Raw genomic sequence first — 26,542 nt, 5'->3', positions numbered from 1 at the left:
ATTACTCCGCAGAACCTACGATGATGCTTGCAGCTTCAGCTAGCAACTCATCGGTGTGAGCCATGGACACGAAACCAACTTCGTAAGCATTCGGTGCCAGGTAAACACCCTTATCCAAAGCTTTTAGGAACAAAGTTTTGAAAGTGGAACTTTGGTTCGCAGGGATTTGCTCGATGGTACGGATTGTTTTACCGCTTGTATCGCCGTGGATCCAGAATAGAGAAGAATGTTGTTCTACTTTCAATGGAACGCCTTTTTTAGCGAAACCATCACGCAAAGCTTGAACGAATTTCTGAGTGCGTTTTTCAAGCACGTTCCAACCGTCCAGACGCTGCATTTTTTTAAGAGTCGTAAGACCCGCGCGCATACCGATGGGATTCGCTGACAAGGTACCGGCTTGGTAAACGTCACCGCTTGGTGCAACCATGTTCATAAGTTCAGCGCGACCACCGTAGCAACCCACTGGGAAACCACCACCGATGATTTTACCGTAAGTCACAAGATCCGGAGTGATGCCAGTTTTGCCAACCATGCCATTAAGGCCTACGCGGAAACCAGAGATCACTTCGTCAAAGATCAACAAAGAGCCGTTCTTTTTGCAGATATCAGAAACTTTTTGCAGGAATTCCTGGCGTTGGATCAAAAGACCATAATTCGCAGGAAGTGGTTCGATGATCACGGCAGCGATATCTTTACCTTGAGCCGCGAACACTTCTTCAAGTTTCGCTTCGTCATCAAGAGGAGCCACAACAGTCGTGTTGGCTACTTCAGCAGAGATACCCGCTGAAGAAGATGCCGCGGCACCCGCAAGGCCTGAACCCGCCTTAACCAGCAAGTTATCCACGTGACCGTGATAGCAACCTTCAAACTTCAAGATTTTGCTACGACCTGTAGCCGCGCGTGCTACGCGAAGTGCTGACATAACTGCTTCAGTACCAGAAGATACGAAGCGAAGTTTTTGCATGAATGGCAAAGTTGAAGAGATCCATTCTGCCAATTCCAAAGAGTAAATTTCAGTAGCTCCGAAAGTCCAGGCTGTGTCCACCATGCGGTGAACTTCTTCAGCCACTTCTGCATCACGGTGACCCAGGATCAATGGTCCAAAGCTTTGGCAGAAGTCGATGTACTTTTTGTCTTCAACAGAAGTCAGGAAAGCACCTTCAGCTTGCTTAAAGAAAACCGGTGCACGATCCAAACCTTTAAAAGAACGAACAGGGGAGTGGACTCCACCTGGTGTTACTTTAAGGGCGCGTTGGAAAAGTTCTTCAGATGTTACTTTGTGCATAGCTGTCTCCAGTTATCTTGATCTAGATAGATATTTAATTTTGATTCAGTGAAGTGACCTTGCTCTTGCAGATACTGGCGGATGATTTTGAAAGTATTGCCAGGACCACAAGCATGGTGCTTGTTCAGAACTTCAGGATGTTTTTTCGCTGTATCCAGGAACTGACTGCCGCTGCTCCAGAAGAAGCATTCTTTTCCAGTCACAGGTGTCGCGTTGTTTTGCTCACCCAAAGTGTAAGTTGCTACCAAGGGCATTTGACGTGCGCCTTCTTCGTAACCTGTGTCGTGAGTCAGTTTTGCCCAAGACATAGATTTGCCAGCCAGGATGTCGATGCGGGATTCTTCCTGCTCGCCCAAACCTTCAGAACAACCGTGAACCCATACACCTTTTTGCGCCATAGCTTTCCAAGTGCGAGTTCCCGCAGTCCAAACGAATTGATCGAACTTCAAAGACTCAGGCCAGGATTCAGAGCGAGATACGTAAAGGGCATTCGTGCCTGTTGGAACTTTCCAGTCGCTTAGAGGTTTTCTTTCCGCGCGAACTTCTGACGACCACATTTGATCTGCAGCAAACTTAGGAGAAACGACAGATGGTTTTAATTCACGTTTATCTAAAACAGTTCCACCATCGGTCAGGCCTTTAAGGATCGTGATCTCACCGTAAGGACGGGACAAAACAGCCACGCCGATCTTTTGATGGCAACCGCCACCAAAGCTCGCCAGGATGTCGCGCTCTTTTTGTGCGCATTGGAATGTTGTCGGATTGTCGATTTTCGCCAGCAAGGCTTTTAGATCTGCACGGTCTGCTTTGATCTCAACCGCCAAAGCACCTTGAGCAGCGGCATTCGGATTGATGCTCAATGGAAGAGCGGCAAATTCAACTTGATCCAGGTAAGAGCGAAGCAGGCCCTGAACTTCTTTGAATTCAGGTTCTTTTGCCGTCAACAGGCGATCCAACGCCGCTTTCGCTACGATCAAGCCGTCTGTTTCGGGTGCTTCCAAAAGTTTGCGAATGCGAGTAGGGATATTCCCGCGCACGCTTTCAAACTTTACGGATTCCAAGTTGAAGGGAAGATGTTCTTTAAAGAAGTTCGTCAGATTGTATTCACGACGAGGCGAAGAACTGAACACATTCATTTTCCTGGACGTGCGCAGTTTTTCAAAGTGCGACTTTTTAACCAACAACAGATCACGTTGATCGGCGCGAGGCAATGTCGCCGCAATCACGGTCTCTGATTTGGATTCAGTCGGAAGGTCTTTCCAGGAGTGGACAACCATGTCGGTTTCACCCTTGATCAACTCGCCAAAGAAGTCCTCGGTGAAAACACCTTTCTCGGGGATTTGCCAAAGAGGTGTGGTCAGGTTGATATCACCCAGGGATTCCTTGAACTTGAATTCGATTTCCAGTCCTGGATTTTTTTCTTTTAAGATTTCGCCAACCATATAAGCCTGGAGGCGGGCTAAGTCACTTTTACGAGCGGAAATTCTCAGGCGCATATATCGTCCCAACCAAGTGGACGAAGCTCTGTTCTTTGTGCGAAGGCCAAGGCTTTTTCGAACAAGAACGCGCGGATCTGTTCGATTTTGGTTTGCCTGTCTTTTTTGGTCTCTTCGATTTCAGCAAAAAACTGTTGAAGGGTCATGACGGTCACGTGAGGGAACTGTTTTGCAATGAGTGCTGGTAAATTGTTTTCTTCACCGCGCAGATCATAAATCACATGCGGACGGGTGTCCTGCTTGCTGATCAATTCCAGGATGCGAGCATCAGAAAGAGGTGCGGCAATAACCATCGCCTCTCCATGAACATAAGCTTCGTTGTAGTTTACAATATTCAGATTATCGTATTTCTCTGCGAAGCTGCGCATCTTTGTGCATTCACGGCAAAGAACTTGAACGGATTTTTTATGGGCAAGCCACGGAAGGATTTCCTGCGCCAATTGTCCGGAACCACACAAAGTGACGGATTCCATATCCTTGGAGTAGCGGCGCAAAAGGCTGCCATAACTTTGTGAACCGATTCCCACCAGATGTTCGGAACGCGTGCGTTTCACTTCAGCCATTACGAACTTCAACCATTTCTGGTTATCGCTGAACAAAGTGTCGCCAGCCGTTTTACGAGCTTCAATGAAGTTACGGAATTGACCGAACACTTCAGTTTCGCCAACGATCGGGGAGTGCAAGCCACAAAGAATTTCAAGTAGAAGACTGAAAGCTTTCTCGCCACGAAGAATCTGATCATCAGATTCCAAAACATCCAGCATTGAATTTACGTCGTCTTCGCGGCAGAATAGAATCTGACGCAAACATGTTTTCCACACGGCTGCGTCCTGCAAGGACTCTGCAAAATTTTTGCTGGATTTTCTATGAACGAGAAGTATATCTTCCATCTTGATTATTAGGTTTATCACTAAACTTTCATTAAAGTGTCATTGAAATGTCATAAGTGTGGTTTTCCCAAAGCGAGACGCCTTACGACATACGAAGCGAGGTTCTATATGAAGTTGACACAGAGGCCCAGAAGAAATCGTCGCACTGAAGCTGTGCGCCAAATGGTTGCGGAAACTGATCTCCGCCCCTCTCAATTAGTCCTGCCTTTGTTCCTTGTTGATGGCACCCAACAAAAGCAAGAAATTGCCTCAATGCCGGGCATTTTCCGTATGAGCCCTGATTTAATTTTAGATGAGGTCGCACGCGCTGTTTCACTAGGAGTGAAAAGCTTCGACCTTTTTCCGGCTCTACCTGAATCCAAAAAAGATCGAATGGGAACAGAGGGATTGAACCCAAATGGTTTAATGCCCACAACCCTGAAGAAAATTCGCGACAAGTTCCCAGATGTGACGCTGATCACCGATGTGGCGCTCGATCCCTACTCCTCGGATGGACATGATGGCGTAGTGAAAAACGGTCTCATCTTGAATGATGAAACGGTAGAGATTCTCGCAAAAATGAGTGTGCTGCATGCGAAATCAGGAGCTGATATTGTGTCTCCATCAGACATGATGGATGGCAGAGTCGGTGCCATTCGTGAAGCGCTGGATGCGGAAGGTTTGATCGACACCGGCATCCTTTCTTACTCGGTAAAATACGCTTCCAGTTTTTACGGTCCCTTCCGTGAGGCTTTGGATTCTGCTCCCAAATTTGGTGATAAAAAAACGTATCAAATGGATTTCCGCAACACGCGTGAAGCGATTCGCGAGATCGATCTTGATGTGGCAGAGGGTGCTGACATCGTGATGGTGAAACCAGCGTTGTCTTACCTGGATGTGATCGCGAAAGTAAAAGCGCACACGAACATTCCAGTCGCTGCTTACAACGTCAGTGGTGAATACGGCTTGATCAAACTTGGCGCGAAGCACGGTATGATCGACGAAACCCGCGCCATGGTGGAAACTCTGTACTCTATCCGCCGCGCTGGTGCCGACATCATCTTCACATACTTCGCTCTGCCAATGGCCGAGTGGCTACAAAAGAACAATTAATTGTTTTGCGTCCGCCTAATGTTCGAGGCGGGCGTCTCATTTTGATCCAGTCATAGTTTCATAGCGAAAAATCATAAGTTTCATTCGGTAACTGCCGAAAAGTCCAGTAGGGAATGTTTAACCAAGGACTGCCAAATGAAGCACATGAATAAGATTCTTGCTGTCGGACTTCTTGTCGTAGCTTTTCAAAACTGTGCACCACAATCTCTTGAATTCGCAAAATCCACGCAGGTATCGCAAGCGGTACCTCCCGAAGAGGAAGTGTTGAATTGCTTTGGTCGCACTGAAGGAACCACTTGGTGGGTGCCTTCCAATGAGGTGATCAGTGAAAATGGTGTCTGCGAATTTGGCGGAGACTTGAATTATTCCTATTCCAAAAATGTCGAGTTGATTTGTACGAACGGCAACGCTGTTTTAACGGGTCAATGGCAAAAAGGAAATTTGATTTCTACTGCCGGCGCTTGCTTGCCGGCAACTTGTAACGGCAAGGTTTCTGGCAGTACTTGGAGTGTTCCTAACGGCACTCTTTCCGAGCCAAAGAACTGTCCATCAAGTTCTGTGATCGTGAATGCCATCTATAATAAAAACGACCTTTTCATCTGTGAAAACGGCAAAGAAAATTTTGTAAAATCAGAAAAAGGTTCTTACATCGGTTTGGATAAGTCTTGTCCTTCTCCGGATCTGAATGCCTCGTTCTCTTCGTCGACAGTGGCGATCAATGGAACTGCAGGATTGATCACAGAAGGTTTCAACGTTTCGACAATGGCTTACACTTGCTCTGATGGTCAGACAGGGTCATTGCCAGTGGCAGCGACGTCTACAAATATTAAAATCACGCAGGATCTGGCTTGTACCGTGAAGGGCACCAACGCCATTGGCGAGTCGGTCAGTAAAACTGCTTCGATCTCTGTTACGTGTGGAAGCAATGAAGTGAAATCGGGTGGCAAGTGTATCGTGTATGCTTGTAAATCCTTCGTCGAAATCACTTCATTCCCAGTCGTGATTCCAGAGCGCACAGAAGCAGGCGTTTGTTATTATGCCAAACTCTTTAATAAGATCGCAGCATCCGCTTCTTCAGGCGATCGTTTAAGTTTCGTTTCTGCACGCAACCACAGTGGTTCGCCAGGGGCCAGCGGTACGGCGGTGACCAACGTAGCGGCTCCGTATGTGATGGGTGCCTTCACAAACAAAGTGACCTTGCAAGGTGAGCGCTCCGTGAAGTTGTCAGGCTCCAGCAATGCGTTGACTTCAATTTTGGTGGATAACTTTGTCCTGATGGGAAGTCGTTTGGCTTCAAGTACGGCGGCGATTTCAAATTACCGCGCCTTCGGTTCCGCTGATGCTGCAATCGGTACGACAGGTAAGATCAAAGTGAATGGCAACGATGTGGCCTTGCAGGCCTTTGAATCCGGAGGCACGGCGACCATCGGGACCTTGCTGCTAACGAATGATTTCAGCGTGGGTAAACAGTACGAGCTGAATGTGAATGCCCTAGATTGCGGTGGCTCGAAAGCCCTGTCAGATATTTATCTAGTCTTCCAATAGGCAGCTTTGCCTTTGCTGGAAGACAGTCGGAAATGAAAAATAGTCGAACGGTACGGACACACTTTTGGTAGCAACAGCGCACAAAAATGAAAAAGGCTGGAGAATATCCAGCCTTTTTTTCGTACCATTGCTACCAAAAGTGTGTCCGTACCTTTTACTCACTGGCGCGACGTTTTACTTTTTAAGCGAAGGTTTTTCTTCAGGAGTGACCCAGGAAAAAGTTTTTATGATCTGATTGCATTGCTGCAGTGATTTCGCAAAAGTGTCCTTGTTATCCAAACAAGTCATGATCGCCACTTTGTCTTCGTTTTTCAAAACAACCTGACGAATCTGTTTGTTCTTGGCTCTTGAAAGCATATCCACGATCAGTGCCGGGCTGCCATTTAAATTGAATTGCTTGGTTGCCAGGACTTCAAAGCCATAGCTTGGGTAGTCGCGCATCCACTTGCGGGTGTACAACTCCAGGGAAGCATTTTTAGCAACGCGATCCGTGCGTACACTCAATGAAGCGGCGTCAGGAGAATTTTTATCAGCGAAGCGAATGGTTTCCAGAAGGCTTTCTTCAGAAAGCGCCACCGGCATCCAGCTGCTGCCATCCGTTTTTACGGAAAAACCTTTGTGCAGAAAATAAAGTCCTTTTTCCGGAGCTGTCAGCGCAGAAGTGCTGGTCGCAGGATAAGGTGCTGCAAAGCTTGTCAGGGGACTTAGAAAAAGAAAGGTTAGTAACGTTCTCACCCTTTTAGATTATCAAGGGCCTGGGAGGGCAGCAAGAGCAAAGGTCTTTATTTCACAGGTGAAGGCGCAGGAGTCGGCGATTCGACAGAAACTGGACTCGCTGCCGGAGTTACCGGGGGAGTCGCTGTCGGGGCTACAGTTGGTGTGTTCTTCGGTGTTGCAGCTGGTGTTTCCACTGAACTTTCAACAGGAGCTGGTGTCGGAGTGGTTTCCGGTGTCATGACGGGTGCCACAACCGGAGCTGCCACAGTTTTGCGTTTTCTAGGTGGTTTCGGGGGTGGAGCAGGAGTCGTCGTTACTGTTGTCAACGCAGCGGCTGGGGGTTCGGACTTTTCACCGTTGCTAGAGCTGGAAGCGTCGGCAAGGCAAGGTCCCAAATCCGTTGGCAGATCGACCATGTAAATTTGCTTTTTTTCCTGAACAGTTCGTGTGAAAGCCAGTCTTTCAACAGATTCATTGGAAACCGCTGGATACAGAAGATCGTCTTTGCCTTTGAAAACCACTTGAGTGCATTTAGTTTCCAGATTGTAGACTTCAATCTGATACTTTTTGTCGCCAGATCTCTGAATGCTATAGAACAAACGTGAAGGAGGGCGCGGGGCAAAGAACAGATCACGATAGTGACCCTCGCCAGATTTAAGCAACGCAGTTTGCTTGGTATGAAGATCCACCAGCTGCAGACTTTGTTGTTTTGATTCCAGGTTGGTTTCTTTGAACGCGACCCGTGACTTTTCCGGAGCCAAGGTGGGATATCTGCGGTCTTTACCGGTTTCGGAAGCCAACAGCGATACAAATCTGGATTTCAAATCCATGCGGTAGATCCCCGTTACGTCACCGCGACGGGAAGTGAAAATGACCGAGGGCTTCGTCGGATGGGCCATCATGAAAGCTTCGCCGTCGTAACCAGGCTGAACGGTCACGCGCAGAATATCCGAGCCAAAGCGGTCACTCAGGTAAAGATCAGATGGCGGAAATTCTTTGCTGGGATTGCGATTTAAAAAAGGACTTTCTTTAATTTCATCTGTCGTACTTGCGTAGATGATTTCCATGTCGTTGATGTAGTCGGCATCATAGGCGGCTCCATCAGCAAAGGTCACGCGACGTTCTTTGTTTCGAATCAGGTCGGTTTCGTAAACTTGCAGATCTTTTCTGTTACCGCGATTTTGACTGGAATATATTAAGCGTGTGCCGTTGGCAGAGAATCTTGGACGTTCGTTGTCACCTTGAAAGGTGATTTGCTTTACATTTTTTTGAAGCAGGAAATCTGGAGTCAGAAGATCTTTTGTCGGGCTGTGTGTGCATCCAAAAAGGATGGCGCCCAGTACGATGATCTTCAGACTCAGTTGCTTCATGTTTCTACCTTGTGCAGTACTTTTTGTAATAGTGAAGACGGGTTGACCTTTTTGAGGTTTTTGATTTCAACCCACTCCACATTTCGGTCGCTCACCGATTTTTTATGAGCGATTTTTATGAAGATATCATGATGAGTGATGTTGTGTTTAGCATCATAGTCTTTGGGCTTGTCGTCATTTTGAGAAATCGTTCCTGGAAAGATCATTTGTCCTTTAAGAAACGGAGCGTAGTCGTTGCTGACCAATGCGACCTTACCATTTTTTATTGTTACAACAGGTTTCCAAACCCAGACTTCACTCTGCTTGCGTGGTTTTTTCAGAGGTAATTTCTCGACCAGATTCTTTTCGCGTGAAACGCAATCCGCGGACCATGGACACATCAAGCACATCACTTTTTGTGGAGTGCAGACAGTCGCGCCCAGCTCCATCAGGCCCTGATTCACAGAATCTGAACTGCCAAGAGCAGCCAAGGTGTCTGAAATATCCTGCAACTGCTGACGGCCTTTGTTATTCCACCATTCGATTTTAAGACCGTATCTTCTGGAAAGAACGCGAATCACATTCCCGTCCAGAACTCCGACTTTTTCGCCGAAGGCGATGCTCGCCACCGCACGTGATGTATAGGGACCAAATCCGGGCAGCTCTAAAAGTTCTGCGGCAGTTTTAGGAAAACCGTTTTCTGCCAGGGCTTTAGCTGCCTTGTGCAGATTGCGCGCGCGGGAGTAGTAACCTAGACCAGCCCAGGACTCCAGGACGTCGTGTTCAGGTGCAGAGGCTAGGTCCTGAACTGTCGGAAAGTTTTTAAGAAATTTTTCGAAATAGGGAATGACCGCAACCACAGTTGTTTGCTGCAACATGACCTCAGAAAGCCAGATTCTGTAAGGATCTTTATTTTCGCGCCATGGAAGAGCGCGGCGATTTTTTTTGTACCACTGGATCAGTTGTTTTTGGTCGCGTTGATAGTCCATCCGCGGTAATGTAGTCTAGATAATTGAGGAGTCAATAATGGAATACAAACCTCTGAGTGGCCGTGAATTTCCGCGATTTTCTGCGATTAAAACCTTCTTCCGTTTGCCCTATGTGGCAATCGACGCGGACTATGAAGTCGGTATTTTTGGTATTCCCTACGACGGTGGCGTTTCCTATCGTCCAGGCGCTCGTTTTGCTCCGGCAAAAGTGAGAGAGGTTTCGGCTCTAGGGCGTGGTTTCCATATGACTCGCATGGAAAATTTCTTTGAAAAACTGAAAGTCGCTGACATTGGCGATTGTCCCACAGTGCCTATCGATCAGGGACAGACTTACGAACGCATTGAAAAGTTCGTGGGTGAAATTCTTCAGCACAATAAACGATTTGTATCGGTAGGTGGTGACCACTCCACAACTCTTCCGGTGCTTCGTGCTTTACGGAAGAAATATGGCAAGCCTTTGGCGTTCATTCATTTTGATGCTCACTTGGATACATACCCGGCGGCATGGGGTTGTGAGTACCACCACGGTGCTTTTGCCCGCCATGCGGTCGAAGAGGGTTTGGTGGATCCTAAGAAGATGGTGCAAATCGGAATCCGCGGCCCCTTGGCTGGCGGAGACGATTTGAACTTCGTAAACAAACACGGCATCCGCGTGATCACGGTCGACGAGATTCGCAATCAGAACATTGGTGAGTTTTTGAAAACGTTGCCTGTGTTTGACGACACTCCAACATACATCAGCTACGACATCGACAATTTAGATCCAAGCTGCGCCCCAGGAACGGGAACACCCGTGCCTGGCGGTTTGACGACATACGAAGTGCAACGCATCTTCCGCGCTTTGAAAATCCCAAACCTAGTAGGTTGCGACGTAGTAGAAATCTCGCCACCCTTCGACCACGGCGACATCACAGCCTTGGCAGGAATGGACGCCATGTTCGAAATGCTCCACCTATTCAAAAGCAAATAATCCACGGAACTTCCGGGGGGGCGACTACCATTCGCCCCTGAATCCCTCCGAACCTCCCAGGTTGTTTCAACCCAACCCAACTACTCCGGGGGTATCGGTCATCCCAATCACACTCTGATCCCTCTGTGTGAAATTAAGGGGTATCGGTCAACCGACCTAATCCTGCTCTGAGACCAATTTCTCCCAAAAAGAACTTCCCCACCAAGCAATGCGCAACCTGACGTCCACAATACGGACTGATCACCATTCAAATTAATTGTCATCCATCTGAACCAAGAACTTCTTTTGCACCTGATCTGCTCACCTTGGGGGTATCGGTCATCGTCACTCCGCAAGGAAGGAGTCGCGAATGAAACAACAAACATTCTCAAATCTGCAAACGCACTGGAAGTTTCGCTATTGCCATGGCGGAACATTAAGAAAGTCGTCAAAGGGTCGCGGTGCCCGGCCTCTTTCCAGTAAAGATCCGATTCATCTGGTTTTTAAAGTGAACAAATCCGCCGTGACGAAGGGACTGCGTAGTGCGCGCAGCTTTTCTTTGCTTAATATCTTGCTCAAAAAGTACGCCCGGAAGTTTTTCGTGCGGATCGAGCAGTTTTCGATTCAGTCGGATCATATTCACATCCTCATCCGTGGGGGCAAACGGTCGGCGGTGCAGAGCTTTTTGCGGGTGGTGGCCGGGCAGTTTTCTCAGTGCTTGACCGATACCTTCACGAGGCGGCATGAGGGGGAGAAAGTATGGAAGCATCGGCCCTTTACCAGGGTTGTAAAAGGGTTTCGGCCATACATTGTCGTGCGGGACTATATTCAGTTGAATGAATTGGAAGCTTTGGGTCGTCCGTATTCAAAAACAAGATTGAGAGGGTTGTCGGAGGAGCAGTTGCGGGAGTTGTGGGCGTGACCGATACCCCCGCAAATCTAAAAGGAGGGGAGCGGGAGAGTGAGGGCGCAAGCGAACGGGTTAGAAGTAAGAGTCGCCCCAGTCGATGAGTTGGCCGCTGATCCAGCCGATTTTTTCTTGGGCTGTTAGTAGGCGGCTGCGGCTGAGGTAGCTTAGGACTTCTTTGCGCAGATCACGAGCGGTGGCCTCGTGCAGGATCAGGGCACCGCTTTCGGTGTCGTGGATGAAGCTGCGGCGATTTAGATTCACGCTGCTTAAGAAACTGAGCTTACCATCGATCACCAGGATTTTGGCGTGCATGATGGAGCTGGAGTCCGTCCACTCGTAAATCATAATGTTTTTCAAATGGCGATTGATGCCTTCCTTGTTCACTTCCTCGGCGATCTGTGGCGTGCCATCGCCCGCCAGATGAATACGCGTCACCACTTTGATATTCACGCCGCGAGCGTGGGCACGGTCCAAAGCCGCGCTGATCGCAACGGACGGTCGGAAGTAAGGAGTCGTCAAAAGAATTTCCTTTTGTGCCGAATCCAGCATTTCAATATAAAATCTTTCCAGCTGATAGCCGTCAAAGTAAGGCAGGGACATGATATGACGTACTACCGGCTTTGATTTTGGTAAAGCAGTCAATTTCTCGACCATATTCTTGTCAGCATCAACCGGGATATTCACATTCGTCGACCGAAAGCGGTGAGTATCAGGTTCCCGATTCCAGAAATTCACCATTTGCGCCAGTGTGTGCTTCACAATGTCTGTACCGCGCAGCTCGATATCAAAATCATTGTAGTAGATGTATGGCTCTTCCCCATCGCCGTAGTTCTTCAGATGCTTGTAGGCACGATAAACCGGTGTCTCTGGAAAAATATAAGAATCGCGGATGTTGCGACCGCCCGTGATCATGAAGTTCGCAGCAGGATTTTTGGCGGAGTATCCCAAAAGCAATTTCGTGTGATTCACGCGATGAAAACGATCAAACCACGTTCCATCCTTGTCGTCGGTGACGGTGTACTTGTAGTACTGAACTTTGACGTTGGGAAGATCACGCATCAACCAGGTCACAATCTCGCGGTCTTTCTTGGTCATAGTCACCTGAGGCACAAGAATACGCACCTGAGTTCCGCGTTCAGCATGATAGCGAATCGCGCGGGCTGTGATCATCCCGGAAAAATCGGCAGAGAAATTCAAAGAAGCCACCCAGATGATGTCAAACTGGGGGGCTTTCGAAAAATTCAACGTGGCCATCGGATTCTTTTGTTCGAAATCCCGGGTTAACAAAGGCGAACCCGTCAGCGATAGAACACGGCGATTCATGGCGACAAAGGGATTGCGCAAATTAGTGTATGTGTCGAAGGATTCAGGGCACGTGTTGAAATTGAAATCCTGCGACCAGAAGAACCCCTCGGGATTCTTGCCCATTTCGTTAGTCAGCAAAGGACAGACATCTATCTGTTGCGCCATTTGGATCCATTCGGGCGACAGCGAGTTCAAACTGGCCAACGGAAACCCGTTACTCCAGGTGGAACTTTGTTCAGGATCATAATAACGGAATTGGCATTGCGAAACCCCTGGAGAAAACTGCACAGAGATAGGCGGACCATTTTCCTTGGCAAAGTGCCAGTCAAACTCGAAAACACGGGTGCGTTCGCCACCACGCCAGAAGTACTTCGAGGGAGTGATGATGTCCCCGTTGCATTCCAGTCGGGCCTTCAAATACTTCTTGCGAATTCGATCGTCCTTGTCTTTTGCAAAAACATCAGAGCTTGTCGGAATTTCATTTTTAAAAAGCACCGAGTAGTTCGCAAAAAGCCGGTGCTCCAAAGGAAAAGGATTGATGGCCGTTCCATCCAGTCGGAATTCGTGCAGATCCCTGATGCTGATGACTTCCTGCTTTTGAAATAGAGGTCGGCGGAAGGTTCCTTGAAACCAGGGGCCAATGCCGGACCAGCTGCGATTCTCAAATTTATCACCTAAGGAGTCGCGCAAAGTCTGACGTTCATTCATCAATTTTTGAATCTGGGTGCGCACAGAGGGATCTTTGACTTTTGCAAGATCAAAAAGTGGAGCACTGGAAGTCATGACCTTGGAAGGCGCCACCTGAAATAATTTTTGGCTGTAGCGCCAGTCATTATTCCAATATTGTGAAAGCTGCAGGTCGATTTCCTGAATACGAACGATGCGATCTTCATCAGTCTGAATGGAACTTGGCGAGCGCTGCGCGCTGGTGCAGGCAAGCATCCCCAAGGTCGTTGAAATGATGAGTGAAATCACAAGTAAGCGCATCAGTTTCTAATCGGATTGGCTGAAATAAAGTGAAACATTCCGGCGGGATGAAGGTCCTGTTTTCCCACGAAATATAAACAAAAAAAAGCGGCGAAGATGTCTTCGCCGCTTTGTTGTCTCAATTGGAGATTTAGAATTAGAAATTTGCCGGATTGATATCGTTCGGAGGAGTCAGACCTTTCTTTTTGATCTTCTCTACCAACGTGGTTCTGTTCAGTCGCAACAAAGCGGCTGCCTGGTTGCGATTCCATCCTGTTTTCTCAAGGGCTTTCAGAATCAGGTTGTTTTCAAAGTTATCAACCGCTGTGTTAAAGTCCATGCCGCTGTCTGGAATTTCAAGCTGACTTGCATCCAGGGACATCACGGGTTTCAAAGACTTGTACTTGATCGGCAGGTCAGTCATTTCAACAGTGCCCTGACCTTTTAGGATCGTCATTCGCTCGACAAGATTCTCCAGCTCACGAATGTTTCCAGGCCATGGGTAGTTGGACAAAGCATCAAGGGCATCTGCAGCGATACCGGTTAAGCCACGTCCTTTGTTCTTATTGAAGATTTCCATGAAATGATTCAACAACAAAGGAATGTCGCTTTTACGTTCGCGCAAAGCCGGGACGTGTATAGGAATCACGTTCAAACGATAGTAAAGATCTTCACGGAAATTCCCTTGTTCAACGGCTTCTTCCAAATGAACGTTGGTTGCTGCAATCACACGGACATTGACGGAGACAGTTTTTGTCGAGCCCACCGGTTCAAAACTTCTTTCCTGAAGAGCGCGAAGAAGTTTTACCTGCAAGGACGGTTCAAGATCGCCAATTTCGTCCAGGAAGATCGTACCACCATCAGCCATTTCAAAACGACCGATGCGATTTGCGATGGCGCCAGTAAAGGCACCTTTCATATGACCAAACAGTTCACTTTCCAAAAGTTCGGAAGGAATGGCGCCACAATTGATTGGAACAAACGGAGCTTGCGCACGAGGAGAGTTGTAGTGAATCGCGCGGGCAATCAATTCTTTACCTGTGCCGGATTCACCCGTGACCAAAACAGTTGAATCAGAATCGGCAACACGCTCGATCAGACGCAGAACATTTTGGATAGGTTCAGAAGAACCCACGATCTGATCGAATTTGTATTTCTTGTTCAGTTCAGAACGCAGCTGTTGATTTTCCTGCTGAAGTTTTTTGTGAGTCAGAGCTTTTTCAATCAAACTCATCAGCTCTTCAAGATTGAAGGGCTTGGTCACAAAATGGAAGGCACCTTTTTGTGTCGCACGAATGGCAGACTCAATAGTGGCGTGACCAGTCAGAATAATAACTTCAGTTGCAGGATTCATGGCTTTCAGGTGAGACATGAACTCGATGCCATCACCATCTGGAAGATTCAAATCAACAATGGCCAAATCAATAGGAGTGTCGCCTTGGGAAAGGGCTTTTGCTTCCTCGATTTTGTTGGCAGTGATGACGTTTAGGCCTTTTCTGTCGAGCACTCTGAAAAGAGCGGTACGCAAAGAGGACTCGTCATCCAGAATAAGAACACGTTGTGAACGCATGAACCTTCCTTCCATGGTGGGTTCGAAAAACACCGGCCGACGTGCATGTCAGCCTTGATAAAAGGATATGGTATTTTTGACGGGCCTGTCAAAAAATCCGCGCCCAGACTGCGTTTCAGGACCTTAAAACTGGACGGTTGAAGGAAATTTTTGCCACGTTTTCCTGGTCTGGACCTGTGAAAAATTCGAGGTCTGCCTCGTGATCGCGAAGGATCTGGGAAGCGACCGGAACACCTAAACCTATGGGAAGACTTGGATTTTTCTCTGGGGTTCCATTGTCTTTGATTAAAATTGTGGCAATACCTTCGGCGGAGGTGATTTCAATGTCGAGGGATGCTCGGAATCCTTTAATTTGTCGACTGCGGTCTGTTAAATGGTCGATGGAATTTTGGATGACGTTCTTCAAAGCCTGCGCCAATAGATTCAAATGACCTTTTACGAATATTTCTTCAGCAGGAGTATGCAGACGAACTTCAATGCCCTGGGATTTGGTTTGCAGTTCAACAATCTTAAAGGCGCGCTGACTGACTTCTTTCAAGCTCACGTCACCTTCCTGATCTGAATTAGGATTGCGAGTGAAACCCAAAAGATTTTGCACGATTTCTTTACAGCGTTGAACGCCGGCTTCCATCTCCAGAATATCGGGATATAGTGGATGATCGCCAGGCATGTCCATTTTAATCAGCTGAGTGAATGACAAAACACCACCCAAGGGGTTGTTCAATTCATGCGCGATCGAAGAGCCAATGGTTCCCAGTTCTGCCATCTTTGCAGATTCCAGGATTTGCTTTTCCATTTTCAACTGTTGAGTGATGTCGTGATAAAGATTCACGAACACCGCAGGCTTGTCAGTATCCAGAATAAGACTTTGGCTGAAGACATCATATGTGCGCGCGGAAGGATCCTGAGAGCGCACGCGGAAATTACGTCCGCGTTGGCAGCCCGGGCAGGGTTCTTCACGATTGTATAAAAGAGCAAAGCACTTGCGGGTGTTTTGCGGATGCTCGCGCTCTTTCAAACGGACTTCGGCAGCCTTGTTGGATTGGATGATGTCGTAGTTCTGATCAATCAGTACAACTGGATCCGACATCGAGTTGAAAGTCGCCTCCCATTGCTCCTTCATGGACTCTGATTCTTGCAGTTTCTGAATACGATCCAATGCCAGGGCGACGGCCTCTGCCACGCGAGTCAGAAAATCACTTTCTTCTTTGTTGAAAGGATGATCCGGGGCGCGCAGAAAAAATACAGAGCCAATGCGATCATGTTGTTTAAACAAAGGCACTTGCAACTGGGTGAAGCTGAGCTGAGCGGTCACCTGACTTGAAAAGTGCTCGTCCTGGGGGCTAAAGAAAATACGAATCCAGGATGTTTGAACCGTGGTTGTCAGGGACTCATTTAATAGCTGTTCAATCTCAGTTACGGAACTTGCCTGGTGCACCGCCATCAGCGCGACTTTGAAACCTTCAATACGGGAATTCGTTAGATAAAGTTTACGTCGGGCCTCGGTCAGGAACTTGGTTCTTTTCTGAACACGTTCTTCCAGCTCGATTTGCAGGCGCTTTAGTTTCTCGGTTTGCTCACGAATCAAGACTGCCAGATTTTCATCCTGCTTTCGTTGGTTGGCTTCTTCAAGCGCCGTGAAAAGATGAGTTTCCAGATCCGTGTCGTTGAAGCTGTGCATGACTCTGATAAAGGAGTACTCTTCATGCAGGCGGCTCAATTGGTTGGCTGAAAAATCCGGGGGGACAATAGCAATAAACTGCGTGGCTGGATTGTTTCTCTTAATTTCCTGATAGAATTCGGGAAAGCGTTTTCCTAATATGACAGTCACAGAGACAGCCACCACATTGTAAGTGGAATCCTGAATCCAATGCCAAGCCTGCTGCAGATCCGTGGCGATGTGCGCCCCCAGTTCTTGCAACCTTGAATCCCAAGGTCCAATCAGCAGAAAGCTTGCTTTTAAAGTCCGCATACTTTGATCAGATCCTTGTGCTGCGTGATTGTGTAATCGGGAGTGTCTTCAGGAAATACGGCTTCTTCACCCACGTGCTCGCCATGCGCAAAGTAGCAGGTGGTGGCGCCGACTCGTTTGCCATCGCGAATTTCGCTGGACAGGCGGTTGCCGATGCTAAGCAGCTCAGCCGCGGGATGTTTTTCCTGCGCCAGTATATCCAGAAAAGCCGCTTCTTTTTTCTCGCCGATAAAGCCGTTCAGGACATAAATTTTTTTAAAAAACTTTTCGATACCCAAAGCCTTGATTTTTTCGACTTGAGCATCAAACGATCCCATCGTGACCAAGTAAAGATTGTAGTGATCTTTCAGGTGAAGAAGATTTTCGGTTGCTCCCGCCAACAAAGGCAAAACCGAAGGCACCTCGGGATTATAAAATTCCTCGAGGGCATCATGCACAGCTTTGCCTGGCTGATTGGTTCCGAATTGATTGACGATCTTTGTGAAAATTTCAGTGTGGGAGAGGTTTGCAGCCAACTCTTCACGAATGGTCATGCACTCTTCCAATGAGACGCAAACGCCAGCCGCGATCATCGCTTCACAGGCGCGTTGCGAAGCCATCGGCACCAGCAGACCTGATGTGTCTACCAGTGTGTCATCCAAATCGAATGCGATGGACTTGATCATGGACATCTAAACGCCTTTTCCTGTGAGTAACATTTGCAGTCCTGCTTTGAAATGAGGCCACACCAAGTTCAGATCCATTCCGCTTTGTTCCTCAATGCAAACAACCGGAGTTTTTTTATCGATCCAGCCGTACTGTCCCAAACTGCCGGGGGTGGGGTAGCCAATATCCTCGCGGTGTTCATAACCGGTTCCTGTTGCCAGGATTTCAGCGGCCTTTTTACCGGGCTCGCCCGTATAAACAACGCAAGGCTCCCATGAATGAAAGTGTACTATGAGATGTGGCTTTTCGTCCTCAATGAGTTTTACCAAAGCCTGTACTTCAGGCTCGCTTCCGGGCGAAGGGCCGGGATAGTATCTGGGAGCTTTGGCTTCGGGGCTCCAGTCGCTGCTGGGAAAGTTGCGATTCAAATCCACTCCAGAGCCATTGGTTCTTTGATTCTGTGCCGAACCATCTGGATTTATATTGGGAATTAGAATCCATGGACGAATGTTTTCGCCTTGGGAGGTTTCATTTTCCTTAAGCCATTGCAGCAGTTCCTGCGCCAGGCGCACCCCTTCGGGTTCGTCGCCATGAACGCCGCCAATGAAAAGAATGGGCCGTTCGGAAAAGCCGCTTAAGCTGTGTGATTTTTTATACAGCTCGATACTTGTTCCCAAAGCGGACTTGGCCCAAGAAGATTGATGAAAAATTCTTTGTTGCATGCGATAATTAAGCCTGTTTTTTTAACGGAAGAAAAGCATTTAAAAGGAAGATTCTGAATGTCAGCAAATGCCACTACTAATACTACCGACAAGTTGACTGTGATTGCCCTGGCCGCTGGTAAGGGGACGCGTATGAAATCGCCTCTTCCAAAAGTTCTTCATCCGGTTGCGGGTCGCCCTATGATTGAAAAAGTCATCCTTGCTTCCAAAGGGGCGGGAGCGACGGAAGTCCGCGTGATTGTTGGACATGGTCAAAACCTGGTCCGTCAAGTGGTGGAACCAATGGGTGTTTCTTGTTACGCGCAGGATGAGCAATTGGGTACTGCCCATGCGGTTCGTTGTGCGAAACCAGAAACCATCGAAGGCGATGTTGTTATCATGAACGGCGACCATCCTTTGATCGAGTCCACGGATATCCAAGAATTCCTGCGCATCTTCCGCGATGAAAAATGTGATCTGGCGGTGGTAACTGCGGAATTGAAAGTTCCAGGGGAGTTCGGTCGCATCGTGCGCAATCGTGGCGAACTTGTGGCAATCGTCGAAGCGAAAGATGCTTCTGAGGAAGCTTTGAAAATTCGCGAGATCAACACAGGCATTTATATCGCCAAAGCTTCGGTGCTGGCGGAATACCTTCCTCAAATTAAAAATAACAATGCGAAAAAAGAATTCTACATCACGGATCTGATCTCTTTGTGCATCCAGGACAAATTGAAAGTGCAAGCCATCAAGTCCACACCGAAAGTGGCGGTGGGTGTGAACAATCAGGTGGAGTTGGCGAAAGCGACTCGTTTGTTGTTCAAAAGAAAAGCCCTGCGTTTGATGGAAGAAGGTGTGTTGATGATTGATCCGCGCACGGCTTACATCGAAGAAAGCGTTCAGATCGGTGCGGGCACTGTGATTTACCCGAATGTGTTCATTCGTGGTCGTACTAAAATTGGCTCTTTCAGCGTGATCGAGTCGAATTCCTTTATTTCTGATACAGAAATCGGGGACAGTGTTCAGGTTCGCGGTGGTACATATCTTGAGAGTTCCAAGCTTCATAACAAAGTTTCCGTGGGGCCATATGCCCGTCTGCGTCCTGAAACAGAGATCTGCGAAGAAGCCCATGTTGGGAACTTCGTGGAAATGAAGAAAACGAAATTTGGCAAGAAGTCCAAAGCGGGTCATTTGACGTATTTGGGCGACGCTGAAATTGGCGAAGAAGTGAACGTGGGTTGCGGAACTATAACTTGCAACTACGCCGCGGATAAAAAGAAATATAAGACTAAAATTGGCGACCGTGTGTTTGTTGGCAGCGATACGCAGTTTGTAGCACCTATCGAGGTGGGCGCAGATGCTGTGATCGGTTCGGGTTCAACAATCACGAAGAACGTGCCGGCCAATGCCCTGGCGGTGGCTAGAGGCAAACAGTTTACCAAAGAGAACTACGTGGCAAAGGCCCCGGCAGCTCAAACGGAAACAGAGAACCAGTAAAGATTTTTGGATTGAAAGTTAAAAGGTGAATTTATGTGCGGAATCGTCGGTTATTTGGGGCCTCAAAGCCCGAAAGATATTATTATCAGCGGTCTTAAAAAATTGGAATATCGTGGCTATGACAGCGCTGGTATCGCTATTTTGGACAAGGGTGTAACCAAGCGTATTCGTGCGCAAGGCAAGCTGAAAGCCCTTGAAGACAAGCTGGTAAATGAAAAATTTGATGGCCACCTTGGCATCGGTCACACGCGTTGGGCGACTCACGGTAAACCTTCCGAGCGTAATGCCCATCCCCATCAAGTTCGCGGCATCAATCTGGTTCACAATGGTATCATCGAAAACTATCTGGATATCCGCGAGGATCTTTTGGCTCAAGGGGCGGAGATCACGTCCGATACGGATTCAGAACTTGTGGCTCACTTGATCGCCAATGAAATCGAAAACACGAACAATTTGTATCAAGCGGTTGAAAGAACCCTTGTGAAATTGCGCGGGGCTTTTTCAATTTTGGTAATGTGGGATAAAGAACCGGATCATCTGGTGGCCTTCAAAGACGGCCCTCCATTGGTTGTAGGTTTGGGCAAAGACGAAGTCTTCGTAGCCAGTGACGTTCAGGCTTTGATTCAGTACACAAAAACTTTCGTGTATTTGGATGACCGCGAGATCGCAAATATCAAAGGCAGTAAAGTTGAGTTCTTCTCTGCAAATGGTTTCCCGATTCAAAAGAAAACTGTCGAATTGAACTGGAATCCTGAGATGGTGGAAAAGCAGGGCTTTGCTCACTACATGTTGAAAGAGATCTACGAGCAGCCTCGCGCAGTGGCTTCGGCAATTGAACCCCATGTGAATCCTGAAACATTCTCAGTGGCTTTGAAGAACGTCGGCTTCGGTGGACATTCCGTTCAAAAGCTTGAAGAGCTGGATTCCAAAGCAGACTGGGCAAAAACTCAGGAGATTTTTAAAGGTATCGAGCGCGTATTTATCATTGCCTGCGGAACCAGCTTCTATGCGGGGCTTGTTGGTAAGTACTTGTTGGAGCAACTGGCGCGCGTTCCTGTTGAAGTGGATATTGCCAGCGAATTCCGTTATCGCAACCCGGTCATCCCGCCAAAAACTTTGGTGATGACGATTTCTCAAAGTGGTGAGACAGCTGATACATTGGCTGCGATCCGTATGGCCCGCGAGTTGGGTGCAACGACTTTGAGTATCTGTAACGTGCGCAACTCTACTATCGACCGCGAAGCCCATGGTCACTTGTACATGAACTCCGGTCCTGAGATCGGTGTGGCCTCTACAAAAGCCTTCACCAGCACATTGGCAGTATTGAACTGTGTGGCTGTGGCAATGGCACGCACACGTGGTGTATTGGATGCGAAAGAGGAAAAAGATCTTGTTCAAAGCTTGCTGGCGACACCAAGTCAGATGGAAAGTGTGTTGGCTTTCGATAAATACTTTGAAGAAGCTTCCGCAAAATTGAAGTTGTTCCGTGGCTTCCTGTATATGGGCCGTGGCACAAGCTATCCGATCGCAATGGAAGGCGCTTTGAAATTGAAAGAGCTGGCGTACATGCACGCTGAAGGTTATGCCGCAGGTGAAATGAAGCATGGTCCGTTGGCCTTGATCGACGAGCGCATGGCGATCGTTATGGTAGCGCCGACAGATCACTGGTACGAAAAAACGATCAGTAACCTGGAAGAAGCCCGTGCCCGTGGTGGTAAAATTATTTCCATTGGAACAGGCGAAAATGAAAAGCTTCGTGGTATCAGCGAATACTATTTGGCAATGCCGAAGGCGCACTGGACAGTGAATACGATTCTTTCAGTGATCCCGTTGCAGTTGATGAGCTACCATTTGGCATCCAGTCTGGGTTACGATGTGGATCAGCCTCGCAACCTAGCGAAGTCGGTAACTGTAGAATAAAGAAAAACGAGATTCGAAAATAAAAAAACCCGCGACACCATCGCGGGTTTTTTTATTTGGGCGTAGCCGCCAGGAAGTTTTTGTTCGGGGTTTCCCGTCCCGACGTCGCGCGCTTAAGTGCGGCAAGAATCAGAATAAAACCCAGGGTATTTGTCGCAAAATGAAAGTTCATAAAGTAAGCCCACTCCTCGCGCAAGGCGTAGACATCGCTGCCGATGGTGTGGGTCATCGAAAAGCTGCGAAAAATCGTGTTGATTCTGTAGTGTCCCAAATAGGACAGAAATATTTCTTGGAGAACGCAAAGAAAAGATCCCAGAATAAAATAGAAATCCACCATGCGATAACGGTTTCGCCAAAGTAATAGCCAGCTGCCAATTGAAACAGCCATCACAATATAAATAACCAGGACATTTCGATCGAAGGCAGTTTTATCAAAGCGGAAAAACTCCATAGAAATTGCAGGTGGGATTTCACGAAGCGAAGGGCCGAAGGAGATTGCGAAAAAACCAGTGAATCCCGCAAACAATCCTGTCGAGAGAACAGCAGTAAAGTAAATAATTTTGCGGATCAGGTTTCCAACGATCATCAAAAAAACTTTAACAATATTTTTTGATTTTGAAGAGTTACATCTAGCCAGCAGACATTAAGCTATAGAAAGACTTAACACGTTCAACGAATTCGACAGTCTCGTAACCACGAGCATAGCCGTACTCCAATTTTTCCGTGTAGTCAGGGTCTGCCAGCAGGGGCAGCACTTCTTTCATATGGCGCCAAGAGTACGGATCACGTCCCATGCTTTCAGCCAACTTTTGCGCATCTCTTAAGTGGGCATAACCCACGTTGTACGCAGCAAGGGCCATCGCCAGACGATCTTTTTTATTCATTGAGCGTGGCATCTTGTCCAAAAGATAGCGCAGATACTTCGAGCCACCCCAGATGCTTTGAAGTGGATCTGTGCGATCGTCGATCCCCACGTGCAGGGCCGTGTCTGTCGTCAATTGCATCAAACCGCGAACGCCTGTGAAGCTTCGGGCATCAGGATTCCAATGGGATTCTTGATACGCCACCGAGGCAATCAATTGCCACGGAAGTCCATGCTCAACGCCGGCGTCTTTAAATGCCTGGCGGTATGTCGGCAGAATTTCTTCGATGTTTTGAAAGAAGCGGGAAATATCGGCTTTGTCCAATTGGTTCAAAGTGGTCTTATAGCGATCCATGATGCGCATGATACTGTCTGAACGCGACGCTGATTGGTACCAAGCCTGCATCAAGCGAGCAAGATCCTGGCTGTCAGGGGTCAACAACCAGCTCAGGGCATAGGCATCCGTGATCGTTGTGATTTTTTCGATATTCTTGTGGAAGCGAACATAGAAGTCACCGCTGACGTTTTCAGTGATAACACAATCCATTTTCTTGTTGTTCAGTTGTTCCAGTAGATCTTGAGTGCGTGCTGTGATCAGTTGGATTTGGGTCGTTGGGGAAAGTTGAGTCAGTCTTTGTGAAAAGCCCGCGTAGTTGTCTTTATGAAGAATGCCGACGGATTTGCCAGCCAAGTCTTGAATATTTTGAATTTGTGATTTGCGCTGGCAGTATAAACTTAAGGCTGTATCTTCATAAGCCGGGCCCGTTAAAAAGGCCGAGCGGTTTTCCGGAGTCCTGATTCTGGCGGCGGCCACGTCACCTTGTCCCTGAGCCAGCGCCTCTAAAACAGCAGACTCATCTTTAAGGACTTTGTATTTAACTTTAAGACCGTAATGCTTGGCGAAGTTTTGGATCAGGTCGTAATCGATGCCGCTGATTTCGCCGCGATTGTTCTTACTATATATAAGAGGATTCTTGGTGGTCAGAACTGTGATTTCGCCGCGACCTTGGACATTGGCTAAACTATCCTGTTCGTTCCAGTAGATAGCATCACAACCATTCATAAAGAACGTCATGGCTGCCAGTCCACTCGCAACGAAGAACTGGTTTAATTTCTGTCGAAATCTTAAATTCTTACCCATAGTGTTTGGGCTGAGTACCCGATGGCGCAGCGCTTGCGCAAGCATTAAGCACCCGGTTTGGGGTTTTAAATGTGAAAGATTGCCATTTTTAGCCTCGTTTCAGAAAAAAATTCAGTATCCCCAAGGCCTTAATGCGCGCGGAAAACAACGCGGCAATCCCTCAGTTTCGTAATGCAATGCAATCATTTGACAGTTTTTAGCGCCCATTCGATGCTTTGGCGGCGTCTTTTGAGGGGATATTTCGTGTCTGAATTTTCGTATGTTGTGACCCGTGGTTGGATTGAAGTGATTGTTGGCTCTATGTTTAGCGGGAAAACGGAAGAGCTGATCCGCCGTTTGCGCCGTGCCGAGTTCGCGCGTCTGAAGGTTCAAGTTTTTAAACCTATAATAGATAAACGATATAATGAGATGGCCGTGACCTCTCATAACTTTACGACAATGGATTCGCAACCGATCGAGGACGCGGAACATATTTGGGACCATTTAAAGCCGGATACCAAAGTTGTCGGTATCGACGAAGGTCAATTCTTTTCAGACAATCTGGTTCAGGTGGCTCAGGATCTGGCCGAGCGTGGTTTGCGAGTCGTGATCGCGGGCTTGGACACTGATTGGCAGGCTAAACCTTTTGAACCGATGCCAACCTTAATGGCCATTGCTGAAAACGTCAGTAAGCAACATGCGGTGTGTGTGGTTTGCGGAGCCCCGGCCTGCAGAACTCAGCGTACAGCGGGCGGGGACGGGAAAGTTCAAATCGGAACTCATGAGGCCTACGAGGCACGTTGCCGTACTCACTTTAAACCGGTCGTGGACGCTCCAACCCTGGATTGGAAATTACAAACTTCAGAAAAAACTACGGAAGCCTCCGTATAGTTTGCCTCTATTATATAGATTAGCTAAGAAGGGCTCATGAGAAACATGATAGCCCTTCTTTTCGTTTTAACTCCGCTCTATGCCAATGCAATCACTTGGAAGGTGATTGGCTCTTGTTCTGAAACGCCTCTGTACCAGGGGACGGCGATAGCGGATTTGCAGAAGTCCGTGGGCGACAACACCATCCAGATTTTTGATTCCAATAACGTGAACTACATGGGTGTGGCTGAAGGTATCAGCTCCATCAACGACACTCCGGTAGGATTGGATGCGGTCGAGGTCGTTTCTGATACGTTGATGCGTGCTTATGGCTGGTGCTTTACTGTGAACGGCGAAATTCCTTTGGCGATGCCGCACAAGGTTTCCTTCAAATCACAAAATGACGAACTGGTTTGGTTCCACGCTTATTCCACCAATGATAAAAACCAATGGTTGGATATGTGTGTGCCGGGCACGAACATCAAGCCTGATATGTTCTGCAAAAAATAGTTCTGAATTGATTTAAAAACCAAAAAGCCGAACCCCAGAAAGGTTCGGCTTTTTTTATTTCCAAGATTGCATCGCTGTTCGGGCGATTTCGATTTGCTTTTTCTTCCGAGTTTCTTTGTCTCGCTCTTTTTCGGGAAGCGGGGGAAGGAGGGCCATATTGATATTTGTCGGTTGGAAGTGTTCAGCACGGGTTTCATCCGTGATGGCCTCAAGCAACGAACCAAACGCAGACGGACGCGGTGGAGGATTGAACGTTTCATCTTTCAGTTTTTGATTGATGAAACGAGCCACCATCAAACCCACGCACGTGGATTCAAAGTAGCCTTCAACACCAGTGATTTGTCCGGCAAAGAACAACCACGGATCATTCTTGGAGGAAAGATCCTTATTCAATCTCTTTGGTGTATTGATGAACAGGTTTCTGTGAATGGAGCCTAGCTTTAAGAACTCTGCGTTCTCAAGGCCCGGGATCATGCGGAATACGCGAACCTGGTCTGCATAGGCCATGCGAGTTTGGAAGCCCACCATGTTGTAAGCGGTGCCTTCCTTGTTGTCCTGGCGCAATTGCACTACGGCCCAGGGATAACGGTTCGTACGAGGATCATCCAAGCCAATCGGTTTCATCGGACCAAAGCGCAATGTCTGTGGACCACGATCTACCATAACTTCGATCGGCATACACCCTTCGAAGAATTCAGTTTTTTCAAAATCTTTAGGTTCGATTTTTTTAGCGTCAGTGACCGCTTGGATGAAATTGTTGTATTCCTCTTTGTTCATCGGGCAGTTGTAGTAGTCGTTCGTACCTTTGCCCCAACGATCCGCCTTCCACGCGATTTCAGTGTTGATGGATTCAGCGTCAATGATCGGCGCGATGGCATCAAAGAAATACAGGAACTCATCGCCGAAATGTTTGCGCAGATCTTCCGCCAATTCGTCATGAGTCAAAGGGCCTGTGGCGATCACGGCCGGGCGGGGAACGTCGTTCAGGGATTTAATCACATCATTGCGAATTTCAATGTTCGGATGATTTTTAACTTTATCAGTGACTAGTTGGGAGAAGACCTCGCGGTCCATACCCAAAGCCTGTCCTGCCGGGACAGCGGCTTCCTTGGCGATTTTCAGGATGTGCGAACCCAGATGTTCCGCTTCCCATTTCAACTGACCTGGAGCAGAGATCTCGTTCAACGTACCAAAGGAATTCGAGCAAACCAGCTCGGCAAACTTGTGAGTTTTGTGCGCTGGTGTCATGGTTTTATCGCGCATTTCGAACAGAACGACCTTATAACCCATGTCCGCAAGCTGCAATGCGCATTCAGAGCCCGCGAGCCCCGCGCCAACGACAGTAATTTTTTGATTTTGCGTGAAATTGGTCATCTTTTTGGTAT

At 47.8% G+C, this 26,542-nt stretch carries 22 protein-coding genes; 8 read left to right on the top strand and 14 right to left on the bottom strand.

Features of this window, described 5'->3' with window-relative positions; genetic code table 11:
- Window position 1 precedes the first annotated feature (1 nt).
- Genes ACLVWU_RS16570 through ACLVWU_RS16560 form a run of 3 tightly spaced genes read right to left on the bottom strand, consistent with a single transcriptional unit; the run spans window position 2 to window position 3,671 of the window.
- Entirely contained in the window at window positions 2-1,285 is a 1,284-nt protein-coding gene (locus tag ACLVWU_RS16570; protein ID WP_413575999.1) for a glutamate-1-semialdehyde 2,1-aminomutase, read from the bottom strand.
- Window positions 1,273-2,781 (bottom strand): hydroxymethylbilane synthase, encoded by a 1,509-nt coding sequence (hemC, locus tag ACLVWU_RS16565; protein ID WP_413575998.1) that lies wholly within the window; start codon window positions 2,779-2,781, stop codon window positions 1,273-1,275. Before hemC ends, ACLVWU_RS16570 begins: the two co-directional genes overlap by 13 nt.
- Window positions 2,772-3,671: a hypothetical protein gene (locus tag ACLVWU_RS16560; protein WP_413578806.1), complete on the bottom strand. Its 900-nt coding sequence runs from the start codon at window positions 3,669-3,671 to the stop codon at window positions 2,772-2,774. Before ACLVWU_RS16560 ends, hemC begins: the two co-directional genes overlap by 10 nt.
- 108 nt (window positions 3,672-3,779) lie before the next feature.
- Between ACLVWU_RS16560 and hemB the strand changes: the two genes are divergently transcribed.
- The gene (gene hemB, locus ACLVWU_RS16555; RefSeq protein ID WP_413575997.1) at window positions 3,780-4,763 is read left to right on the top strand and encodes a porphobilinogen synthase; all 984 of its coding nucleotides are present in this window, start codon (window positions 3,780-3,782) and stop codon (window positions 4,761-4,763) included.
- Between the two features lie 135 nt (window positions 4,764-4,898).
- Window positions 4,899-6,308, top strand: coding sequence for a hypothetical protein (locus tag ACLVWU_RS16550; RefSeq protein WP_413575996.1), 1,410 nt, complete (start codon window positions 4,899-4,901; stop codon window positions 6,306-6,308).
- A 174-nt stretch (window positions 6,309-6,482) separates the two neighbouring features.
- On the opposite strand, the gene ACLVWU_RS16545 is transcribed toward ACLVWU_RS16550, so the two are convergent.
- From ACLVWU_RS16545 to ACLVWU_RS16535, 3 genes are read right to left on the bottom strand one after another with little or no spacing between them, the layout of a single operon-like run.
- Entirely contained in the window at window positions 6,483-7,043 is a 561-nt protein-coding gene (locus ACLVWU_RS16545) for a hypothetical protein (RefSeq protein WP_413575995.1), read from the bottom strand.
- A 47-nt stretch (window positions 7,044-7,090) separates the two neighbouring features.
- A complete protein-coding gene (locus tag ACLVWU_RS16540) occupies window positions 7,091-8,395 on the bottom strand; it encodes a hypothetical protein (RefSeq protein ID WP_413575994.1) in 1,305 nt (434 codons plus the stop codon).
- Window positions 8,392-9,363, bottom strand: coding sequence for an A/G-specific adenine glycosylase (locus ACLVWU_RS16535; protein ID WP_413575993.1), 972 nt, complete (start codon window positions 9,361-9,363; stop codon window positions 8,392-8,394). The genes ACLVWU_RS16540 and ACLVWU_RS16535 overlap by 4 nt, the downstream gene beginning before the upstream one ends.
- Window positions 9,364-9,400: 37 nt before the next feature.
- Between ACLVWU_RS16535 and speB the strand changes: the two genes are divergently transcribed.
- Both speB and ACLVWU_RS16525 read left to right on the top strand, forming a co-directional pair.
- On the top strand, window positions 9,401-10,333 hold the full coding sequence (gene speB, locus ACLVWU_RS16530) for an agmatinase (RefSeq protein ID WP_413575992.1): 933 nt from the start codon (window positions 9,401-9,403) through the stop codon (window positions 10,331-10,333).
- A 349-nt stretch (window positions 10,334-10,682) separates the two neighbouring features.
- The gene (locus tag ACLVWU_RS16525; RefSeq protein ID WP_413575991.1) at window positions 10,683-11,234 is read left to right on the top strand and encodes a transposase; all 552 of its coding nucleotides are present in this window, start codon (window positions 10,683-10,685) and stop codon (window positions 11,232-11,234) included.
- Between the two features lie 60 nt (window positions 11,235-11,294).
- Here ACLVWU_RS16525 and ACLVWU_RS16520 read toward each other — a convergent pair whose 3' ends face one another.
- The 5 genes from ACLVWU_RS16520 to ACLVWU_RS16500 form a co-directional block, all read right to left on the bottom strand.
- The gene (locus ACLVWU_RS16520) at window positions 11,295-13,502 is read right to left on the bottom strand and encodes a phospholipase D-like domain-containing protein (RefSeq protein ID WP_413575990.1); all 2,208 of its coding nucleotides are present in this window, start codon (window positions 13,500-13,502) and stop codon (window positions 11,295-11,297) included.
- Window positions 13,503-13,650: 148 nt separating this feature from the next.
- Entirely contained in the window at window positions 13,651-15,063 is a 1,413-nt protein-coding gene (locus ACLVWU_RS16515) for a sigma-54-dependent transcriptional regulator (RefSeq protein ID WP_413575989.1), read from the bottom strand.
- Between the two features lie 115 nt (window positions 15,064-15,178).
- Window positions 15,179-17,035: a histidine kinase dimerization/phospho-acceptor domain-containing protein gene (locus ACLVWU_RS16510; RefSeq protein ID WP_413575988.1), complete on the bottom strand. Its 1,857-nt coding sequence runs from the start codon at window positions 17,033-17,035 to the stop codon at window positions 15,179-15,181.
- Window positions 17,023-17,706 (bottom strand): HAD hydrolase-like protein, encoded by a 684-nt coding sequence (locus ACLVWU_RS16505; protein ID WP_413575987.1) that lies wholly within the window; start codon window positions 17,704-17,706, stop codon window positions 17,023-17,025. Before ACLVWU_RS16505 ends, ACLVWU_RS16510 begins: the two co-directional genes overlap by 13 nt.
- The gene (locus tag ACLVWU_RS16500; protein ID WP_413575986.1) at window positions 17,707-18,402 is read right to left on the bottom strand and encodes a M14 family murein peptide amidase A; all 696 of its coding nucleotides are present in this window, start codon (window positions 18,400-18,402) and stop codon (window positions 17,707-17,709) included.
- A 57-nt stretch (window positions 18,403-18,459) separates the two neighbouring features.
- Between ACLVWU_RS16500 and glmU the strand changes: the two genes are divergently transcribed.
- Both glmU and glmS read left to right on the top strand, forming a co-directional pair.
- The gene (gene glmU, locus ACLVWU_RS16495) at window positions 18,460-19,875 is read left to right on the top strand and encodes a bifunctional UDP-N-acetylglucosamine diphosphorylase/glucosamine-1-phosphate N-acetyltransferase GlmU (RefSeq protein ID WP_413575985.1); all 1,416 of its coding nucleotides are present in this window, start codon (window positions 18,460-18,462) and stop codon (window positions 19,873-19,875) included.
- A gap of 33 nt (window positions 19,876-19,908) precedes the next feature.
- Complete coding sequence (gene glmS / locus ACLVWU_RS16490; protein WP_413575984.1) at window positions 19,909-21,795, top strand: glutamine--fructose-6-phosphate transaminase (isomerizing); 1,887 nt, start codon at window positions 19,909-19,911, stop codon at window positions 21,793-21,795.
- Between the two features lie 52 nt (window positions 21,796-21,847).
- On the opposite strand, the gene ACLVWU_RS16485 is transcribed toward glmS, so the two are convergent.
- Together ACLVWU_RS16485 and mltF are read right to left on the bottom strand one after the other, a co-directional pair.
- Complete coding sequence (locus ACLVWU_RS16485) at window positions 21,848-22,381, bottom strand: hypothetical protein (protein ID WP_413575983.1); 534 nt, start codon at window positions 22,379-22,381, stop codon at window positions 21,848-21,850.
- 43 nt (window positions 22,382-22,424) lie between these two features.
- On the bottom strand, window positions 22,425-23,843 hold the full coding sequence (mltF, locus tag ACLVWU_RS16480) for a membrane-bound lytic murein transglycosylase MltF (RefSeq protein WP_413575982.1): 1,419 nt from the start codon (window positions 23,841-23,843) through the stop codon (window positions 22,425-22,427).
- 198 nt (window positions 23,844-24,041) lie between these two features.
- Here mltF and ACLVWU_RS16475 point away from each other — a divergent pair, with 198 nt between their 5' ends.
- Window positions 24,042-24,668: a thymidine kinase gene (locus ACLVWU_RS16475; RefSeq protein WP_413575981.1), complete on the top strand. Its 627-nt coding sequence runs from the start codon at window positions 24,042-24,044 to the stop codon at window positions 24,666-24,668.
- 36 nt (window positions 24,669-24,704) lie between these two features.
- Window positions 24,705-25,157: a DUF4430 domain-containing protein gene (locus ACLVWU_RS16470; RefSeq protein WP_413575980.1), complete on the top strand. Its 453-nt coding sequence runs from the start codon at window positions 24,705-24,707 to the stop codon at window positions 25,155-25,157.
- Window positions 25,158-25,211: 54 nt separating this feature from the next.
- Here ACLVWU_RS16470 and trmFO read toward each other — a convergent pair whose 3' ends face one another.
- Window positions 25,212-26,531: a methylenetetrahydrofolate--tRNA-(uracil(54)-C(5))-methyltransferase (FADH(2)-oxidizing) TrmFO gene (gene trmFO / locus ACLVWU_RS16465; RefSeq protein ID WP_413575979.1), complete on the bottom strand. Its 1,320-nt coding sequence runs from the start codon at window positions 26,529-26,531 to the stop codon at window positions 25,212-25,214.
- Between the last annotated feature and the right edge of the window lie 11 nt (window positions 26,532-26,542).

Origin of the sequence: Bdellovibrio sp. HCB290, from assembly GCF_047305925.1 — a bacterium.
Taxonomy (GTDB): domain Bacteria; phylum Bdellovibrionota; class Bdellovibrionia; order Bdellovibrionales; family Bdellovibrionaceae; genus Bdellovibrio.
The sequence above is the reverse complement of the archived record's forward strand: the minus strand, read 5'-3'. Positions and strand labels throughout refer to the sequence as shown.

What these genes read in the sequence shown, in the direction of transcription:
- ACLVWU_RS16500 (WP_413575986.1), bottom strand. Translation starts at nt 18,402, where the DNA reads ATGCAACAAAGAATTTTTCATCAATCTTCTTGGGCCAAGTCCGCTTTG.
- ACLVWU_RS16470 (WP_413575980.1), top strand. Translation starts at nt 24,705, where the DNA reads ATGAGAAACATGATAGCCCTTCTTTTCGTTTTAACTCCGCTCTATGCC.
- glmS (WP_413575984.1), top strand. Translation starts at nt 19,909, where the DNA reads ATGTGCGGAATCGTCGGTTATTTGGGGCCTCAAAGCCCGAAAGATATT.
- ACLVWU_RS16510 (WP_413575988.1), bottom strand. Translation starts at nt 17,035, where the DNA reads ATGCGGACTTTAAAAGCAAGCTTTCTGCTGATTGGACCTTGGGATTCA.
- hemB (WP_413575997.1), top strand. Translation starts at nt 3,780, where the DNA reads ATGAAGTTGACACAGAGGCCCAGAAGAAATCGTCGCACTGAAGCTGTG.
- mltF (WP_413575982.1), bottom strand. Translation starts at nt 23,843, where the DNA reads ATGCTTGCGCAAGCGCTGCGCCATCGGGTACTCAGCCCAAACACTATG.
- ACLVWU_RS16550 (WP_413575996.1), top strand. Translation starts at nt 4,899, where the DNA reads ATGAAGCACATGAATAAGATTCTTGCTGTCGGACTTCTTGTCGTAGCT.
- ACLVWU_RS16570 (WP_413575999.1), bottom strand. Translation starts at nt 1,285, where the DNA reads ATGCACAAAGTAACATCTGAAGAACTTTTCCAACGCGCCCTTAAAGTA.
- ACLVWU_RS16515 (WP_413575989.1), bottom strand. Translation starts at nt 15,063, where the DNA reads ATGCGTTCACAACGTGTTCTTATTCTGGATGACGAGTCCTCTTTGCGT.
- ACLVWU_RS16535 (WP_413575993.1), bottom strand. Translation starts at nt 9,363, where the DNA reads ATGGACTATCAACGCGACCAAAAACAACTGATCCAGTGGTACAAAAAA.
- ACLVWU_RS16525 (WP_413575991.1), top strand. Translation starts at nt 10,683, where the DNA reads ATGAAACAACAAACATTCTCAAATCTGCAAACGCACTGGAAGTTTCGC.
- hemC (WP_413575998.1), bottom strand. Translation starts at nt 2,781, where the DNA reads ATGCGCCTGAGAATTTCCGCTCGTAAAAGTGACTTAGCCCGCCTCCAG.
- glmU (WP_413575985.1), top strand. Translation starts at nt 18,460, where the DNA reads ATGTCAGCAAATGCCACTACTAATACTACCGACAAGTTGACTGTGATT.
- trmFO (WP_413575979.1), bottom strand. Translation starts at nt 26,531, where the DNA reads ATGACCAATTTCACGCAAAATCAAAAAATTACTGTCGTTGGCGCGGGG.
- ACLVWU_RS16560 (WP_413578806.1), bottom strand. Translation starts at nt 3,671, where the DNA reads ATGGAAGATATACTTCTCGTTCATAGAAAATCCAGCAAAAATTTTGCA.
- ACLVWU_RS16505 (WP_413575987.1), bottom strand. Translation starts at nt 17,706, where the DNA reads ATGTCCATGATCAAGTCCATCGCATTCGATTTGGATGACACACTGGTA.
- ACLVWU_RS16540 (WP_413575994.1), bottom strand. Translation starts at nt 8,395, where the DNA reads ATGAAGCAACTGAGTCTGAAGATCATCGTACTGGGCGCCATCCTTTTT.
- ACLVWU_RS16485 (WP_413575983.1), bottom strand. Translation starts at nt 22,381, where the DNA reads ATGATCGTTGGAAACCTGATCCGCAAAATTATTTACTTTACTGCTGTT.
- speB (WP_413575992.1), top strand. Translation starts at nt 9,401, where the DNA reads ATGGAATACAAACCTCTGAGTGGCCGTGAATTTCCGCGATTTTCTGCG.